The 16,507-nt window shown below is 70.4% G+C and carries 11 protein-coding genes; 8 read left to right on the top strand and 3 right to left on the bottom strand.

The features are described from left to right. Positions 1-534 precede the first annotated feature (534 nt). From ACFWRO_RS09160 to ACFWRO_RS09150, 3 genes are all read left to right on the top strand, one after another. A complete protein-coding gene (locus ACFWRO_RS09160; RefSeq protein ID WP_384506539.1) occupies positions 535-3,831 on the top strand; it encodes a DNRLRE domain-containing protein in 3,297 nt (1,098 codons plus the stop codon). 222 nt (positions 3,832-4,053) lie between these two features. Further along, positions 4,054-6,252 (top strand): FG-GAP repeat domain-containing protein, encoded by a 2,199-nt coding sequence (locus ACFWRO_RS09155; protein ID WP_384506537.1) that lies wholly within the window; start codon positions 4,054-4,056, stop codon positions 6,250-6,252. Positions 6,253-6,456: 204 nt separating this feature from the next. Continuing rightward, the gene (locus tag ACFWRO_RS09150) at positions 6,457-7,680 is read left to right on the top strand and encodes a Cmx/CmrA family chloramphenicol efflux MFS transporter (protein WP_384507186.1); all 1,224 of its coding nucleotides are present in this window, start codon (positions 6,457-6,459) and stop codon (positions 7,678-7,680) included. On the opposite strand, the gene ACFWRO_RS09145 is transcribed toward ACFWRO_RS09150, so the two are convergent. The 3 genes from ACFWRO_RS09145 to ACFWRO_RS09135 all read right to left on the bottom strand — a co-directional run bounded on the left by ACFWRO_RS09145 (position 7,677) and on the right by ACFWRO_RS09135 (position 12,075). Further along, positions 7,677-11,303: an NACHT domain-containing protein gene (locus ACFWRO_RS09145; protein ID WP_384506534.1), complete on the bottom strand. Its 3,627-nt coding sequence runs from the start codon at positions 11,301-11,303 to the stop codon at positions 7,677-7,679. The genes ACFWRO_RS09150 and ACFWRO_RS09145 overlap by 4 nt on opposite strands. A 134-nt stretch (positions 11,304-11,437) precedes the next feature. Beyond that, a complete protein-coding gene (locus tag ACFWRO_RS09140) occupies positions 11,438-11,722 on the bottom strand; it encodes a DUF4031 domain-containing protein (RefSeq protein WP_384506531.1) in 285 nt (94 codons plus the stop codon). Further along, positions 11,719-12,075, bottom strand: coding sequence for a hypothetical protein (locus tag ACFWRO_RS09135; protein WP_384506528.1), 357 nt, complete (start codon positions 12,073-12,075; stop codon positions 11,719-11,721). Before ACFWRO_RS09135 ends, ACFWRO_RS09140 begins: the two co-directional genes overlap by 4 nt. Before the next feature lie 302 nt (positions 12,076-12,377). Between ACFWRO_RS09135 and ACFWRO_RS09130 the strand changes: the two genes are divergently transcribed. From ACFWRO_RS09130 to ACFWRO_RS09110, 5 genes are all read left to right on the top strand, one after another. Next, positions 12,378-13,226: a MurR/RpiR family transcriptional regulator gene (locus ACFWRO_RS09130; RefSeq protein ID WP_384507183.1), complete on the top strand. Its 849-nt coding sequence runs from the start codon at positions 12,378-12,380 to the stop codon at positions 13,224-13,226. 23 nt (positions 13,227-13,249) lie between these two features. Then, the gene (murQ, locus tag ACFWRO_RS09125) at positions 13,250-14,182 is read left to right on the top strand and encodes an N-acetylmuramic acid 6-phosphate etherase (protein ID WP_384506525.1); all 933 of its coding nucleotides are present in this window, start codon (positions 13,250-13,252) and stop codon (positions 14,180-14,182) included. Between the two features lie 46 nt (positions 14,183-14,228). Then, positions 14,229-15,704: a PTS transporter subunit EIIC gene (locus ACFWRO_RS09120; protein WP_384506522.1), complete on the top strand. Its 1,476-nt coding sequence runs from the start codon at positions 14,229-14,231 to the stop codon at positions 15,702-15,704. A gap of 78 nt (positions 15,705-15,782) precedes the next feature. Next, positions 15,783-16,145, top strand: coding sequence for a hypothetical protein (locus tag ACFWRO_RS09115; RefSeq protein ID WP_384506519.1), 363 nt, complete (start codon positions 15,783-15,785; stop codon positions 16,143-16,145). Positions 16,146-16,198: 53 nt separating this feature from the next. Then, a complete protein-coding gene (locus ACFWRO_RS09110) occupies positions 16,199-16,489 on the top strand; it encodes a deoxyxylulose-5-phosphate synthase (RefSeq protein WP_384506516.1) in 291 nt (96 codons plus the stop codon). Positions 16,490-16,507 lie beyond the last annotated feature (18 nt).

Raw genomic sequence — 16,507 nt, 5'->3', positions numbered from 1 at the left:
GGAACGAACGTCCGGAGGCGGACGAGGACATGAGTTACCCCCACTTCCACCGCCGGCCAACGGAGCCAGCCGCGCGGGGAAAACGATAAATAGCCCGCCGATTGTGCAGGTCACACGCACAGGAAATCCACATTCCCCAGAGTCATGTGACACCCCTCACGTGAATATCTCAATCCAATTCGCCCCAAGATCGCTATACCGCCGAAAAGGATCAGAAATGCATGTGATAGGACTTGAATGCCTAACACACGCACCAATCGGCGGGGTTTTGCCCAGCCATGGACAAAGCCGTGCACCGATACGTCCGCTTCAGGCGACTCTGGGCGCTTCACCTGGTCGTACACGAGTGATCGACTGCGTCCCTCACGAGATAGGACGGCCCCGGATCCTCACTCGGTTGCCCACGGATGCGCCGAATACGAGCAGTGACGAAAGCGTGAAGATGGTTCATGCTCTGCTGGCACACCTGTGCGCGCACAGCAGGAATTCCGAGGGCAGCTCAGCTTCCAGGCGCCCGAGGGGGGAAAGGGACTCATGGACGCCTCCAAGGCTTCGGAAACCACCGGGCACACACTTGCCCGGGAAACCTCTCCGGGGGACACCCCACCCGTCGTCGCCGACGCAACGAGGGAAACGGGCAGTGTCCGCGGAAAGCGCGGCAGGCGCTTCTACACCGCCCTCGCGGTACTCCTCGCCGTAGCCGTCGCGGCTCCCCTCACCGTCCACCTCGCCACCGACGAGCCCGGGACCCCGCGCGCCGCGAAGGACACCGCCCCGCCCAACCCCCTGAGCGCGACCGAGGCCACCAGAGAGGCCAAGCGGACGGGCAAGGACGTCGAGGCCGAGGCCGAGCGCACCGCCCACTCCACGACCTGGGCCCAGCCCAACGGCCTGCTGCGCACCCGCACGTACAGCGGCACGATCCGTGCCAAGGTCGGCGGCGAGTGGAAGAAGATCGACACCACGTTGGCGCGCGTGAAGGGTGGCTTCTCCCCCCGCGCGGTGAACGACCCGCTTCTCTTCAGCGCCGGCAGCAGCAGGGGCGGCGCCACATCCGACAGCCCTGAACGGACCTCGCGCGCCTTCGACCGGGCGCCCCTGCTCCCCACGAACCCCCGCACCGAGGACGATCGTTCCTGGACCGAGCTCGTACGGCTCACCGTCGACGGTCACGACCTGGTCGTCAGCTGGCCCGGCCCGCTCCCCGCCCCCGTCATCGACGGCCCCCGGGCCTTGTACGAGAACGTACGCCCCGGAATCGACCTGCTCCTCACAGCACGCGACGGCGGCTACTCCCACGTCCTCGTCGTCCACACCCGCGAGGCCGCCGAGGACCCGCTCCTCGCGGACCTCGACTACCGACTCTCGTCACCCACCATGTCCTTCGCTCTGGACAAGGACACGCACGTCGTCAGCGCACGGGATGCCGGGGGCAAGGAGCTCGCAGCGGCGCCCACCCCCTACATGTGGGACTCCGCCGGGACGGTGAAGGCGACGGTCGGCGAACCGATCCCCCCGCTCGCCCCCTCCTTCGGCGACACCACGCTCACTCTGCCCGGCCTGGCGGGGCCCCAGCCCGGAACCCATGAGGCCGCGCTTGGGGCGACCCTCGACGCGGACAACGTCCTCGAACTCGCCGTGAGCACCAAGGTGCTCACCGACCCGGACACTGTGTACCCGGTCTTCATCGACCCGCCGTTCACGAGCCGAAAGACGAACTGGACGCTGCTCTACAAGCCGGCGCCGACATCCAGTTTCTGGGACGGGCGGAACTTCAACGACGGCACGAACGAGGCCCGCGTCGGATACGAGGCGACGACCGGCGGACTCTCCCGCGCCGTCTTCAACTTCGAGCACCCGCAGGCACTGCACGGCGTGACCGTGCAGTCCTCGTACGTCCACTTCTGGCAGACGTACTCCTGGGGATGCTCCAAGCGCCAGTACAACGTCCACCTCACCGGCGTGGCGACCACCGCCAGCACCTGGAACAACCAGCCCACCTGGGGACGACTCATCCGTAGTCACAGCAACGGGGTCGGCTACGACTCCGCCAGCTGTCCGGACGCCTGGGTGAAGACGGACATCAAGTCCGTGGCTCAGGATGCCGCTACGAAGACGTGGAACACCATCGCTCTCGGCCTGCGCGCTGCGAACGAGGGCGACACCAATGCCTGGAAGAAGTTCATGGCCAACGGCGAGTACTCGCCGTACATCGAGACCACGTACAACCGGCCTCCCGCCGAACCCCTGCAAAAGTCCATGATCACCGAGCCCGGTGGCGTCTGTGACACCGCCAGCCCCTACCTCACCATCGGCAAGAGCGACATCACTTTCAGGGCGACCGGCTCCGACCCTGACAAGAACCTGGAGTTCGTTCACCTCAAGGTCTGGCCGACCGGGTACCCCGACAACGCGGTCTTCGACCAGGACCTCCCGCCCGCGAGCAACGGAGCCATCAGCCAGCGGATCGAGTGGACGGAGTTCACCCACGGCAAGACGTACTCCTGGTCGGCGTGGTCCAGGGACACCGAAGGCGCCGTATCCGCGTACGGCCCGGCGGGTACGGCGGCGTACTGCCAGTTCACGATCGACAACAGCATCCCCAGCAGCCCCACGGTCACCTCGGCTCAATTCCCACCGCCCGGCGACAACTCCGACGTCTGGAGCTCGGTCGAATTCGGCATCGGCGGTGACTTCACCTTCTCCACCGCCGCCACCTCCAACGGGGTCACCACGCACGACAAGAGCGTGATCAGGTACGAGTACACCTTCAACACCGCCAACGTCGCGGCCAGCACACCCCGCACCACCACTGCGGGAGCGCCGGTTACGGCAGCGGGCCTCAAGCCGCCCATGGCCGGCGTCAACACCCTCTACGTATGGGCGTTCGACGGCGTCAACCGATCCGCGCCCGCCAAGTACGTGTTCAACGTGAGACCGCGCAAGGTAGTTGACCCGGCCGGCGACGTGAGCGGCGACGGCACACCCGACCTCCTGGCGGTCGACGCCTCAGGAAATCTGCGCACGTACCCGGCGGATGCCGCTGGCGACGTCAACATCCACATGCCCGGAGCACACGGAGCAGAGGAGCCGTTCCCCAGCGGCTATTGGAAGCACGCGACAGCCAACACACCTGCCCTGATCAGCCACGTCGGCGACTGGTATCCCGGCGACGGGGTGAACGACGTCGTGGCCCGCATGCCGGACGGAAAGCTCTACCTCTACCCCGGTGACGGATACGGCAGCTTCGACGTCGACGAGCGCGTCGACATCCTCCTCCCCGCCGGTGCGCCCAACCCGGCTTCCCTCACCCAGCTCGCGGTGACCCGCGACATCACCGGCGATGGCCTGCCCGACATGTTCGCCCGTGCCGGAACCCAGCTGTGGGCCTTCACCGGATACACCGGCGGCAGCTTTACCGAAGCCCGGCTGCTGGCAGGCAGTGCGTGGGACAGCCGCGACATCGTCAGCGTCGACGACATCACCGATGACGGCGTCCCCGACCTCCTCTTCCGCAGTGAGGAAGCCGGGCGTGGACTCCTGCTCCGACACGGCAAGGCGGTCACGGGGGGCGGAGTCGATCTGAACTCGCTTGCGGCGGCGGCGAACTCCGGCACCGGAAAGGACGAGGTCTACGGGACCGGCGGCTGGAACCGCGCCAGCATGCCCATGATTCAAGGGACTCCGGACGCCACCGGCGACGGCTTCCCCGACTTCTGGGCCGTGAAGGCGGACGGAACCCTCCGGTTCTACCGAGGAGGCAAGGACGCCCACGGCACCTCCACCCTCGTAGGCGAGATTGGCTGGACCGGTCTGCTGACCCTCGGGTGACGGACGGCCGTCCCTTCGGGGGGCTGCCCCAGGCTCCGGAGACGGGCCGGGGCAGCCCCCTGAACCGTTGGGTGCTACTGAACAGGTGAAGGTGAGTTGGCGGGGTTGAGGCCTGCCGAATCTGCTCGCGATGCTCGTACAACCAATCGCAGATTCGTGAGTCCCATCAGGTGGCGCCCGGTGCGCCCGCACACTTCTGCGCATCTGAGGGAGAAACCGCACGTGCCCCACGCTCGCTCGACCCGGCGTCGGCTATTGGCCGCCGCCACCACCGTTCTCGCCGTCACCCTCGGGGCGGGCGCGCTGACTGCCCTCCCGGCGACCGCCGCCGACGTGGCGAACGACGGGACGGCTTCGAGGACGGACGCTTCGGCGACGCCGATCTCCTTCCCGAAGGACGCCAAGCTGACGAACGCCGGACTGAAGGGCTTCCTGGCGCGGCCGGAGACGGGCACCGATAAGCGCTGGACGCGGTACTCGGACGGCTCCTCACAGCTGTACGGCTCCAGGACCGAACTGCGCTCCTCGCGGACGACGGACTACCTGGTCTACCCGGCGCTCTACATGGTCACGCTCCGGAACCTGAGCACCATGTCCGTGCTCGACGTCCCCGTCGGGTCGCCCGGCGACGGCGCCAAGTACGTCGGCTCTGCGGCGAACGCGGTGTTCACGACGTCCGCGGACGGCACGACGACGCGGATGCACAGGCACGCCACGGAGGGCGGCGCGGTGACCGTCACCGGACTTCCGGCCGGTTCGACCGCCGTCGCCGTCACCCCGGGCACCCCCGAGGACGCGCTCGTCACGTTCGACGACGGCACGACGAAGAAGTGGGGCCTGCTCGACCTCGCCACCGGCGCCGTCGACGAGATCCACGACCGCACGCCGGGCTCGGCGGGCGGCGACATCGCCGTCTCCGAGACGCACGTCGCCTGGACCGAGGGCGACGAGACCGGACTGCCCATGGTGTTCCTCCTGGACCGGGCCACGGACAAGGTCCAGGTGATCCCGACCGACACGGCCTGGACGAGCGACCTCCAGATCGGCCTGGTCGGCGGCTGGGTGCTGTACGGCGAGGCGGGCGGAATCTCCAACGGCGACATCAACCCGCTGTACGCCCTCACCGCGTACGACCCGGCGACCGGAGCGAAGGTCAAGGTGCTCGACCACCTGACCTCGTCCGCCGCCGCCCCCGACGCCCTGTACGTCCGCGGCGGCACCGTCGCCCAGGGCGAGGGAATGTACAAGCTCACGCCCGGCGCGAACGGCGCGGCGCCGGTCGTCACCCAGGTCGCGAGCACCGGTGAGCCCACCCACGTCGTCATCGGCGGCAACGACATCCCCGCCACCGTCGACCTGGACGAGAACGCCGGAAAGGCGACCTTCACCTGGCAGCTCTCCCGGCACAGCGTGGACGCCCAGGTCACCCTGCGCCACGTCCGGACCGGGCTGGTCCGCGAGTTCTCCGTGCGCTACCCGACCTCCCCCAACGTGACGTTCACCTGGGACGGGACCATCGGCGGGGACTTCACGAGCGCCTACAACGGCGACTACACCTGGGAGATGACGGCCGAGCCGACCAACGGCATCGGCCCGTCCACCTCCGCCTCCGGCACCTTCAAGGTCGTCCGCAAGACCAACCCGCACGACTTCGACGACAACGGCAGCTCGGACGTCCTCTCCCGCGACGCCTCCGGTCGTCTGTGGACGAGCGACACCGCGTACTACAAGGAGTTCGGCCAGCTGACGGCTCAGTCCCGTCGTCTGATCGGCGGCGGCTGGAACGCCTACGACCGGATCGAGGCGACGGGCAACCTCGGCGGCTCGGCCGTCGGCGACCTCGTGGCCCGTGACAAGGCCGGCGTGCTCTGGCTCTACCAGGGGAACGGCCGGGGCTGCTTCGCCACCCGGGTGAAGGTCGGCGCCGGCTGGCAGGTCTACGACAAGATCGCAGCCGGCAGCGACCTGACCGGGGACGGGCGTCCCGACCTGCTCGCCACCGACAAGGCGGGCGCGCTCTGGCTGTACAAGGGGACCGGCTCCGCCACCGCCCCGTTCGCGACGCGCACGAAGATCGGCAACGGCTGGGGGATCTACAACGACCTCGTGGCCGTCGGCGACATCGCGGGCGGGCCGGGCGGCGACCTGCTCGCCCGGGACAAGACAGGTGTCCTCTGGCTGCACACGGGCAGGGGTGACGGCACGTTCACGCCTCGTACGAAGGTCGGCGCCGGCTGGAACACGTACCAGCAGCTCGCCGCCATCGGCGACGGCGACCGGGACGGCCGCCCGGACCTCGTGGCGACCAACCCGACGTCCCAGTACCTGTACGGGGGCACGGGCAACTGGAAGGCTCCGCTGCGCGGCAAGCAGTCCGCTTCCCTGCCGTACGTCGGTGACGCGGGCAACCTCGTCTTCTGATCCTGACACCACCGGACGCCGGTCGTGCCCCCGCGAGGGCGCGGCCGGCGTCGTCGTCCGTATCGCGAGACACTCCACCCCGGGGGAATGACAGGGGTGACCTGCGGGTTGACGCATGTCATGCCGTCAACCCCCGCCGAGCCCACCGCCCCCCAGGCCGCCCCCACCGGCCCGTCCGACACCGCCCCCGCCGCCGCCACCCGCATGCCACTGGCCGTCTACATCCTCGGCCTCTCCGTCTTCGCGCTCGGCACGAGCGAGTTCATGCTGTCCGGGCTGCTGCCGCCCATCGCCGACGACATGGGCGTGTCCATACCCCGGGCGGGTCTCCTCATCTCGGCCTTCGCGATCGGCATGGTCGTCGGCGCCCCGCTGCTCGCCGTCGCCACCCTCCGCCTCCCGCGCAAGACGACGCTCGTGACCCTGATCACGGTCTTCGGCCTCGGCCAGGTCGCCGGCGCGCTCGCGCCGAACTACTCGGTCCTCTTCGCCTCGCGCGTCCTGAGCGCCCTCGCGTGCGCCGGCTTCTGGGCGGTCGGGGCGGCGGTCGCCATCGCGATGGTGCCGGTGAGCTCGCGGGCCCGCGCGATGGCGGTCATGATCGGCGGCCTCTCCATCGCCAACGTCCTCGGTGTCCCGGCGGGCGCCTTCCTCGGCGAGCACCTCGGCTGGCGCGCCGCGTTCTGGGCGGTCGGCGCGGCCTCCGCGATCGCGCTCGTCGGCGTGGTCACCCGGATCCCGCACATCCCGGTCCCGGAGACGAAGCCGCGCCTCAAGCGGGAGCTGGCGATCTACCGGGACCGCCAGGTGCTGCTGTCGATCGTGATCACGGCGCTCGCGGCGGGCGGCGTGTTCTGCGCGTTCTCGTACCTCGCGCCGGTCATCACGGACACGGCCAGGATAGACGCCCGCTGGGTCTCGGCGATCCTCGGCCTCTTCGGCATCGGCGCGCTGATCGGTACGACGATCGGCGGCCGGGTCGCGGACGCGCACCTCTTCGGGGTCCTGCTCAGCGGCGTCACGGCCTCGACGGTCTTCCTGGTCGCCCTGGCCCTCTTCGCCTCGAGCCCGGTCGCCGTGATCGCCCTCTCGTTCCTGCTCGGCGTCTCGGCCTTCTACACGGCCCCCGCCCTCAACGCCCGCATGTTCAACGTGGCCGGCGCCGCCCCGACCCTCGCGGGCGCCACGACGACAGCCGCCTTCAACCTGGGCAACACGGCGGGCCCCTGGCTCGGCGGCACCACGATCGACGCGGGCCTCGGATTCGCCTCGACGGCCTGGGCGGGCGCAGCGATGACGGTGGTGGCCCTGGGCACGGTCGGTCTCTCGCTCCGGCTGACCCGCCGCCCATCCCGCAGCAACGTCGTCGCCTCCGCGACCCCGTCCCCCGCGCCCCAGGGCGACCTGGTCGCCTCCCGTACCCCCTAGCCCTCCACCACACCGCCGACCCGGCGGATCGCGTCCAGCTCCGCCGGGTCGAGGCCGCAGCCGAGCGAGAACCGGGTGCCCCGGAGGCGGCTTCCGAGCGTCGTGCGGGAGAGGATCTCGCCCGTGCGGAAGTCGCACGTCCACAGCTCGCCCATGTTCGTCAGGACGACGAGCCGGTCGCCGTCCTCGGCGGACCTGAGGGCCCGGATCCCACTGGGCACCCGCGGCATCCTCCACGAGAGCTTACGGACGGCGGATTGTTCGAGGCGCCAGGCGAACAGGCTCCCGTCGATCGACAGGGCCGCCATGTGCGAGGCGGCGCGGAAGACGAACGCCTCGACGTGCCCGTCGAGCCGCACCGGGAAAGGCAGCCCCCGGCCGTCGAGCAGGGCGGTCGGCCCCCACGCGTCCACGGCCGCGACAGCCCGGTCGTCCAGCACGAGCAGAGCACTGTCCGACGTCGAGTCCAGCATGGTCCCGTTGCTGCCCGGCCGGCATTCCTCCGTCCAGAGGGTGTGCCAGCCCTCCCCCTCGTCGCCACCGGCGGTCACCAGGTGCAGGCGGTCCTCGTCCTGGGCCAGAACGACGAGGCCACTCCCTCCCCGCATGAACATCGTCGCCCTGGCCAGCGGCACCGGGGGGAGATCGAGCTCGTGGACCAGTCGGCCCGTCTCCGGGTCCACGACGGTGATCCGATCGTCCTGGAAGCGGTACTCCGCCAGGGCGCGGCGCCCTCGCCACAGGACGGGCTGGGCACCCATGTCGGCCGAGACCGTCCGGACCACCGCGCCTGTCGTCGCGTCGACGAGACGGCCGCCGGTGGCGTCACCGCACCACCATGTCGTGGCGTCCCACTCCAGCAGTCGCATCGCTGGGGAATACCCGTCCAAGGGCAGCCTCAGCGGCGGCTCGTCGAGCCGCCCCGTCGGCCACTGCAGCGCCTCGGTACGCCCGGCGACCACCACGGCTCCGCTGCTGTGCGCGAGGACCGGCTGCCAGAACCAGCCGTTGTCCAGCAACTCGCCGCCGCGCAGACGGGCGCCCGTGAGGTCGGCCCCGGAAAGATCCAGACCTCGGAGTTCGGACTTGCGCAGATCCGCTCGGCGCAGGTTCGCCCCTGCCAGCGACTCCGTCCGAACCTCCGCCCACGGAGCGAAGCCCCGCAGGTCCACCTCGCTCAGGTCCGCCCCCTCCAGACTGCCGCCGGACTGGAGGATCAGGTTCAGGCAGTTGGCCGCGAGTCTGCCCGTGGACGCCTGTACACCGGCGGTCGCCCGCACCACGTCGAGGAGCCGTTCCCGGTGGTCCTCCCGTTCGCGCACCATCGTGTCGAGGAACTGGTACACCGCGTCGTTCTGCTCCAGCACGCCGAAGGTCGCGCCGAGCACGGCCGGGGGCTCGGCCGTGAACCCCTTGAGCGGGGGGAGTTCTCCGTCGGCGGACCGGGCGGCGAAGAACCGCGACCACGTCCACTCCTCCGCCGCCTCCGCCGCCGCCTCCGCGTCGACGTGCGCACCCGCCGTCGGGATCAGGGCCAGAAAGTCGCCGCCGAGCAGCCCCAGCTCGGCCGCGTACTTGAACGCGGCGAGGAACTCCAGCAGCGACTTGTGGGAGGGCCCGTAGTCCCCCTCGGCATTGCGCACGAACATGCCCTGGTTGCGCATGTCCTGTTCCCAGAAGTCCAGGTCCTTCGCGCTCTGCACCGCGGCTCCGAAGCAGGACCTCAACCGGTCTGGAAAGTCTCGATAGTTGAGGCTGAGCCTGTTGGTGGAGAGCATCTCCGAGGCGACCTCGCACAGGAAGAAGAGCTTGTCTCCCCGCGAGGTGAAGGTGCGCTCGGCCTTCACGTCGCGGTCCATCTTCCGCTGTACGGCGTAGAGGTAGATGCGCGCGAGGTCGATCTCGGCCCCTCGCTCGATCTCCGGCAGCGCGTCGATGACCAGCTCGGACATGACGGGCCGCCCCATCAGCTCGCGTACGTCCTCGTTGGCCATGATCAGACGGACCTTGTCCTCGGCGATGTCGTGCCGGAGCATGCGCTCGATCTGCTCGTTGTCGAACCGGACCAGTTCGACGATGTCGAAGGCCGGTCCGTCCTTCGGCAGCGTGGTCGCCGCGACACCCACCTTCGCGCCGAACAGGTCGCGCGCCTCGTCCGCGTCGCGGAAGTGCTCCTTGCGGCTGCTGAGCAGAACCTTGGCGCCGGGCTCCACGGCGTTGGCCAGTTCCCAGAAGTTCGAGATCACCGTGTGCCGGTCCGCGCGCGCCGCCATCTCGTCGAAGCCGTCGAAGATCAGCAGGAGGCGCCCCATCCGGTTGAGGACCCGGAAGACGTCGTAGCTCCGCAGATCGATCTTGTGCCGGTTGAAGAAGAACTCCGAGAGCAGACCTTGGACCGTGGTCTGCTTGGCGTAGTCACGCAGGGGGATGAGCAGCGGGATCCGGGGGCGCGGCACCCCCTTGAGCTTGGCGTCGCGCCAGCCGCGGGCCATCTCGCCCGCCAGATGCAGGGCGAACCACGACTTGCCCATGCCGAACTCGCCGAGCACGGACAGGTGCCGCTTCGCGGGCTCCTGCAGCCAGCCCTCCACATACGCGCCGAGCCCCCCGTCCCGCCAGTCGTAGGTACTGGTGTCGAGGGGACGCTGCGTCGCCGGGTCGATCTCCTCCTTGCGACAGGAGACCGGCACGTACCGGGAGTCGACACCCCGGCGGCGCACCTCGGCTTCGATCCACTCGATGTACGGTTCGAAGTCGGCCTCCAGGTCGACGAGTTCGTCGAACGAATAGCAGGACAGCACGTCGCCGCTGCCCGCCGCATGCCGACGAGCCGCCTCGCTGACCCGGAGGCGGGCGAGCCCCCACCCCTCCGCGGCGGACTCCGAGGCGACGAGCTCCCCCAGAAGTCGCAGGTGGTGCGGGAGCAGTTCACCCTCGACGCAGAGCATGACCGTGCGGTCGAACTTCCCGCGGCGGCGCTGCGGGATGTCGACGAGGAGGGCAACGCTGTCCTGGGCCGGCTCCCAGCTGCGCCGCACCTCGTAGCCGACCGCGGTGAACCATTCGTGGACGTCCTGCATGAGCCGTTGCGCGGGCGAGAGTTCGGACCGCCCCGGCTCCGTGCGCGCGCGGTGGTTCTCCTCGTCGGCACGGGTCCGGCTCACCTGTTCCAGGAGGGCGTCGACCTTCTGCTCCACGCGCGTTTCGTGGGGTGCCCGGCTGCGGTCCACCAGCGCCTGGAAGGCGGCGAGGAAGCCGTCGACGTGCTCCTCGAATCCGTGGTCGAGATGGCCGAATTCGATCGTCTCGCGGTTGCGGGCGACGGCTTCGGCGGCCTCGTCCCGCAGCCGGCTCCAGTTCCCCGAGGAAAAGGAGCTGTGGAAGGCATCCCGCACGTACGCGTCGCGGAAGAACGCGGTGACGGACGGCGAGCGCCCGACGCAGTACTCGATGAGCGTGTACGCGTAGAGGCTGAAGAAGTCCTGCGGTGGAGTCTTGGGGTCGAGCCGGACCGCCTTCAGCGCCCGGATCACCGCTTCCTTGCGCATCGCCGCGTCCGCCAGCGGTTTGGCGGTCGCCTTCCCGACGACTCCCGCCGCCGCGGTGACGATCTCCACCGACATCGGACCCCCCGTGTCTCGGCCTGTGCAGCTCCCGCCGCACCTTAGCGGGGACAGGGAAGGGCGCCGAGGGTTCCGGCCGCAATTGCGTCACACGGGCGTCATCGGACTTTCCGGACGGGCCGGGGCGGCCCCCGTCACCCCTCCGACGGCCAGTCCTCCGGGCGCCCCTTCGGTCGTCGCAGCCCCGCCTCCGTGATGAGGCGTACGAGTTCCTTCGAGCCGACCTCGACCGCGCCCGCCGACACCGCGTCCGCGTAGCGGTCGGACGGGATGTCGTAGTGGTCGCGCTCGAAGGCGCGGGGCGGGGCGCCGATCGTGGCGGCGAAGGCGTGGAGCTCGTCGTGGGAGACGTCGCTGACCAGGTGGGACCACATGCGGCCGTGGCCGGGCCAGGTCGGCGGGTCGATGTAGAGGGTCACGTCAGGCCGCCCACGGGGGCGACGACCACGCCGGCCTTGCCGCAGACCCAGTGGGGGTCGGGGCCGAGTTCGGGTTCGACGTCGAGGGCGTGCGGGTCGCCCGTGGGGCAGACCGGGCAGAGGGGCCAGCGTCCGTACCGTCCCAGGAGGGCGTCCTGGACGTCCTGGGCGACGAGGCCGGCGACGTACTCCATGCCCTCGGGCCACTGCTCGACCCACCAGCGCCGGTGGGTGACGGCGTCCTCGACCATCGACACGACCTCGGCGGCGGCCACGTCGCGCGCCGCGAGATCGGCGAGGACCAGGGCGCGGGCGGCGTGCAGGGCCTGCTCCAGAGGGTCGATGTCGTCCATGCGCACATTGTCACCCGACAAGCCTCGGGGGCGAAGGTCCCTTCCGCATCCGGGACCGTCCCGGGACCTCGGGGGACTCATGGGGTCTTGACGCCTCCCGTCTCCGAAAATATCTTTCAGATGTGACCAATGACGTGAAGGAAAGTTTCAGCGGCCAGACCGGGACCGTGCCCTCGCCCGGCACCCCGCCCTCCGCCGCGTCCGCCGCCGCCTCTGCGCAGGGCCAAGGCACGGGCTCCGGGGCCGCCGAAGCCGCCCCGCCCGCGCCCGCCCCGCCCGCACCCGCCGCGCTCGCGGCCAAGGTGCGGACGCTCGCGCCCTCCATGACCCGCTCCATGCAGCGCGTCGCCGAGGCCGTCGCCGGGGACCCGGCCGGCTGCGCCGCCCTCACCGTCACCGGCCTCGCGGAGCTCACCGGCACCAGCGAGGCGACCGTCGTCCGCACCGCCCGCCTCCTCGGCTACCCCGGCTACCGCGACCTGCGCCTCGCCCTCGCCGGCCTCGCCGCGCAGCAGCAGTCCGGCCGGGCGCCCGCGGTCACCGCCGACATCGCCGTGGACGACCCGATCGCGGACGTCGTCGCCAAGCTCGCCTACGACGAGCAGCAGACCCTCGCCGACACCGCCGCCGGCCTGGACACCGTCCAGCTCGGCGCCGCCGTCGCCGCCCTCGCCGGCGCCCGCCGCATCGACGTCTACGGTGTCGGCGCCTCCGGCCTCGTGGCCCAGGACCTCGTCCAGAAGCTGCTCCGCATCGGCCTCCTCGCGCACGCGCACAGCGACCCGCACCTCGCCGTGACCAACGCCGTACAGCTCCGCTCCGGTGACGTCGCCATCGCGATCACGCACTCCGGCTCGACCGGCGACGTCATAGAACCCCTCCGCGTCGCCTTCGACCACGGCGCCACCACGGTCGCGATCACCGGGCGCCCGGACGGGCCCGTGACGCAGTACGCCGACCACATCCTCACCACCTCCACCGCCCGCGAGAGCGAACTGCGCCCCGCGGCCATGTCGTCCCGTACCAGTCAACTCCTGGTCGTGGACTGTCTGTTCACCTGCGTCACCCAACGTACGTACGAGACGGCGGCCCCTGCCCTCGCGGCCTCGTACGAAGCCCTGGCCCACCGCCACGCCCCCCGCACCCGTTGACCAGAGCCCCGAAAGAGCCGCACGTGTCTTCTGCTTCCTCAGCTACGTACTCCGAACTGCGCGCCCAGCTGGCCACCCTCGCCACCGAAGCGTTCCGTCCCGAACTCGCGGAGATCGACCAGCTCCCGACGCTCGAGATCGCCCGCACGATGAACGCCGAGGACCAGACCGTCCCGGCCGCCGTCGCGGAGCGGCTGCCGCTGATCGCGGCCGCGATCGACGCCACCGCCGCCCGTATGGCGCGCGGCGGCCGCCTGATCTACGCGGGCGCGGGCACGGCCGGCCGGCTCGGCGTCCTCGACGCCAGCGAGTGCCCGCCCACCTTCAACACCGACCCCTCGGAGGTCGTCGGCCTGATCGCGGGCGGCCCGTCGGCGATGGTGAAGGCGGTGGAGGGCGCGGAGGACTCGCGCGAGCTCGCCGCCGCCGACCTCGACGGACTCGGCCTCACCCCGAACGACACGGTGGTCGGGATCTCCGCCTCGGGCCGTACCCCGTACGCCATCGGCGCGGTCGAACACGCCCGAGCCGCGGGCGCGTTGACGATCGGCCTGTCCTGCAACGCGGACAGCGGACTGGCGGCGGCGGCCGAGCACGGCATCGAGATCGTCACGGGCCCCGAACTCCTCACCGGTTCGACCCGGTTGAAGGCGGGCACGGCCCAAAAGCTGGTCCTCAACATGATCTCGACGATCACGATGATCCGGCTGGGCAAGACGTACGGAAACCTGATGGTGGACGTCCGCGCCTCCAACGACAAGCTCCAGGCCCGCTCGCGCCGGATCGTCTCGCTCGCGACCGGGGCGCCGGACGAGCAGATCGAGAGCGCGCTCGCCGAGGCGGACGGCGAGGTGAAGACCGCGATCCTGATGATCCTGGCCGACATCGATGCCAAGACGGCCGACCAGCGACTCCACGACTCGAAGGGCCACCTCCGCGAGGCCCTGACCCCGTAACACCCGCTCCCCCTCTCCCCTCCCCCACAGCAAGGCACCACCGCACATGAGCACAGACGACAAGAACCGCGCCATCGCCGCCGCGATCCTCCCGCTCGTCGGCGGCCCCGAGAACATCGACTCGGTGGCTCACTGCATGACCCGGCTCCGGCTGGGCCTGCGGGACCGCTCCCTGGTCCAGGACGACGCCCTGCGGGCGCTGCCGGCCGTGATGGGCGTGGTGGAGGACGACACGTACCAGATCGTCCTCGGCCCGGGCACGGTCGCGCGGGTGACGCCGGAGTTCGAGGCGCTGGTGGCGAAGGCGCCTGATCTGGCGGAGCGGGGCGCGGCGATCAAGGCGGCGCAGAAGTCGAAGAACCAGACCCCCTTCAAACTCTTCCTCCGCCGCATCGCGAACATCTTCGTCCCCCTGATCCCGGCGCTGATCGGCTGCGGCATCATCGCGGGCCTGAACGGCCTCCTGATCAACCTGGGCTGGCTGACCGGGGTCACCCCCGCTCTGGCGGCGATGGCAAGCGGCTTCATGGCCCTGATCGCGGTGTTCGTAGGCTTCAACACGGCGAAGGAATTCGGCGGTACGCCGATCCTGGGCGGCGCGGTGGCGGCGATCATCGTCTTCCCGGGGGTGGCGAAGATCGACGCGTTCGGTCAGACGCTGTCGCCGGGCCAGGGTGGCGTACTGGGCGCACTGGGCGCGGCGATCCTCGCCGTGTACGTCGAGAAGTGGTGCCGCCGCTGGGTCCCGGAGTCGCTGGACGTCCTGGTGACGCCGACCCTCACGGTCCTGGTGTCGGGCCTGGTGACGATCTTCGGCCTGATGTTCGTGGCGGGTGAGATCTCCACGGCGATCGGCGACTTCGCCAACTGGCTGCTGGCCAACGCAGGCGCGGGCGCGGGCTTCGTGCTTGGCGGCCTGTTCCTCCCGCTGGTCATGCTGGGCCTGCACCAGGCGCTGATCCCGATCCACACGACGCTCATCGAGCAGCAGGGCTTCACGGTCCTGCTCCCGATCCTGGCGATGGCGGGCGCGGGCCAGGTCGGCGCGGCGATGGCGGTCTACATCAAGCTCCCTCGCAACGGCTCCATCCGCCGCACGATCAAGTCCGCCCTCCCCGCCGGCTTCCTGGGCGTGGGCGAACCCCTGATCTACGGCGTCTCCCTCCCCCTGGGCCGCCCGTTCGTCACGGCCTGCGTGGGCGGCGCCTTCGGCGCCGGCTTCATCGGCCTCTTCAACATGCTGGGCGACAAGGTCGGCTCAACGGCCATCGGCCCCTCGGGCTGGGCCCTCTTCCCCCTCCTCGACGGCAACAAGGGCCTCGGCGAAACGATCGCGATCTACGCGGCGGGCCTCCTGGTCGGCTACGCGGTGGGCTTCGTAGCCACCTACGTCTGGGGCTTCAGCCCCCGCCTCCTGGAGGAATTCAACGTAGACACGGCCCCGGCGGAAACCCCGGTCGCATCGAGCGCCAACGGCGTCACCCCGACCCCGACCCCCGAACCGGAACCGCTGAAGGTCTAAGTACGGTACGAGACGGAGGGCCGCCCCCGGCGCAGAGCCGGGAGCGGCCCTCCGCCGCTGGTCGGATACGGTGCCGGGATGACGGAGAGCCTGCCTGCCGACGTAGCCGACGTGCTTGCGGCAGTCCTGAACTCGGACAGCCCGGTTCATGCCGCGCTCCGAAGGCAGGTGCCGTATCTGAGCGTGCGGGCTCGCTGCACCTGTGGGTGCGGTACCGCCTACTTCGAGCTCGACACGAGCCAGGTCGAGCCCGCGCCCACCCCCTCCGGCACCGTCGTGGCGGCCGAAGCGCCACTCGTCACCGAGGCCGGCGAGTGCCCCGGCGAGGTCTTGGCCTTCACGCAGGGTGGCTACCTGTCGTGGCTGGAAGTCTGTTCATGGAGCGACGACATCGAGGTGACCCTGGCCGCCGCACGTGACTGGCTGCGGCCCCGCTCCTGATCGCCCGAATCAACTCCGTGGCACCCCGTCCCCCCTGCCCCTACGCTGCCCCCATGGGACACGCCAAGACCTCCTACGTCTGCCTGCCGTGCCGTGCCTCGTACAAGCAGCCGTACGACAACTGGCGCGAGCGCCGGTGTCCGCGGTGCGCGCGCGTGATGATCCACGCCGGCTCCGCCTTCGCCCCTCCGCCCCGCCGCGACAAGGCCGCCTGGCGGACCCTCACGCTGCTGCTGAACGCCGGGGTCGGTTTCCACAAGAGCTGCTGCGGCGGCCCGGGATACCGCCCCCGCGAACTCCGCGAGGCCCGCGCCTGGCTGGCGGCACGGCGCCCCGCGCACTGACCCGCCCGTCACCGATCA

This window comes from Streptomyces sp. NPDC058579 (assembly GCF_042718575.1).
GTDB lineage: Bacteria > Actinomycetota > Actinomycetes > Streptomycetales > Streptomycetaceae > Streptomyces.
This window is presented reverse-complemented; position numbering and strand designations above follow the sequence as displayed.

Bases quoted from the DNA above. Each gene is read 5' to 3' on its own strand.
- ACFWRO_RS09160 (WP_384506539.1), top strand. From the start codon at position 535: ATGGACGCCTCCAAGGCTTCGGAAACCACCGGGCACACACTTGCCCGG.
- ACFWRO_RS09150 (WP_384507186.1), top strand. From the start codon at position 6,457: ATGCCACTGGCCGTCTACATCCTCGGCCTCTCCGTCTTCGCGCTCGGC.
- ACFWRO_RS09145 (WP_384506534.1), bottom strand. From the start codon at position 11,303: ATGTCGGTGGAGATCGTCACCGCGGCGGCGGGAGTCGTCGGGAAGGCG.
- ACFWRO_RS09135 (WP_384506528.1), bottom strand. From the start codon at position 12,075: ATGGACGACATCGACCCTCTGGAGCAGGCCCTGCACGCCGCCCGCGCC.
- ACFWRO_RS09120 (WP_384506522.1), top strand. From the start codon at position 14,229: ATGAGCACAGACGACAAGAACCGCGCCATCGCCGCCGCGATCCTCCCG.
- ACFWRO_RS09115 (WP_384506519.1), top strand. From the start codon at position 15,783: ATGACGGAGAGCCTGCCTGCCGACGTAGCCGACGTGCTTGCGGCAGTC.
- ACFWRO_RS09110 (WP_384506516.1), top strand. From the start codon at position 16,199: ATGGGACACGCCAAGACCTCCTACGTCTGCCTGCCGTGCCGTGCCTCG.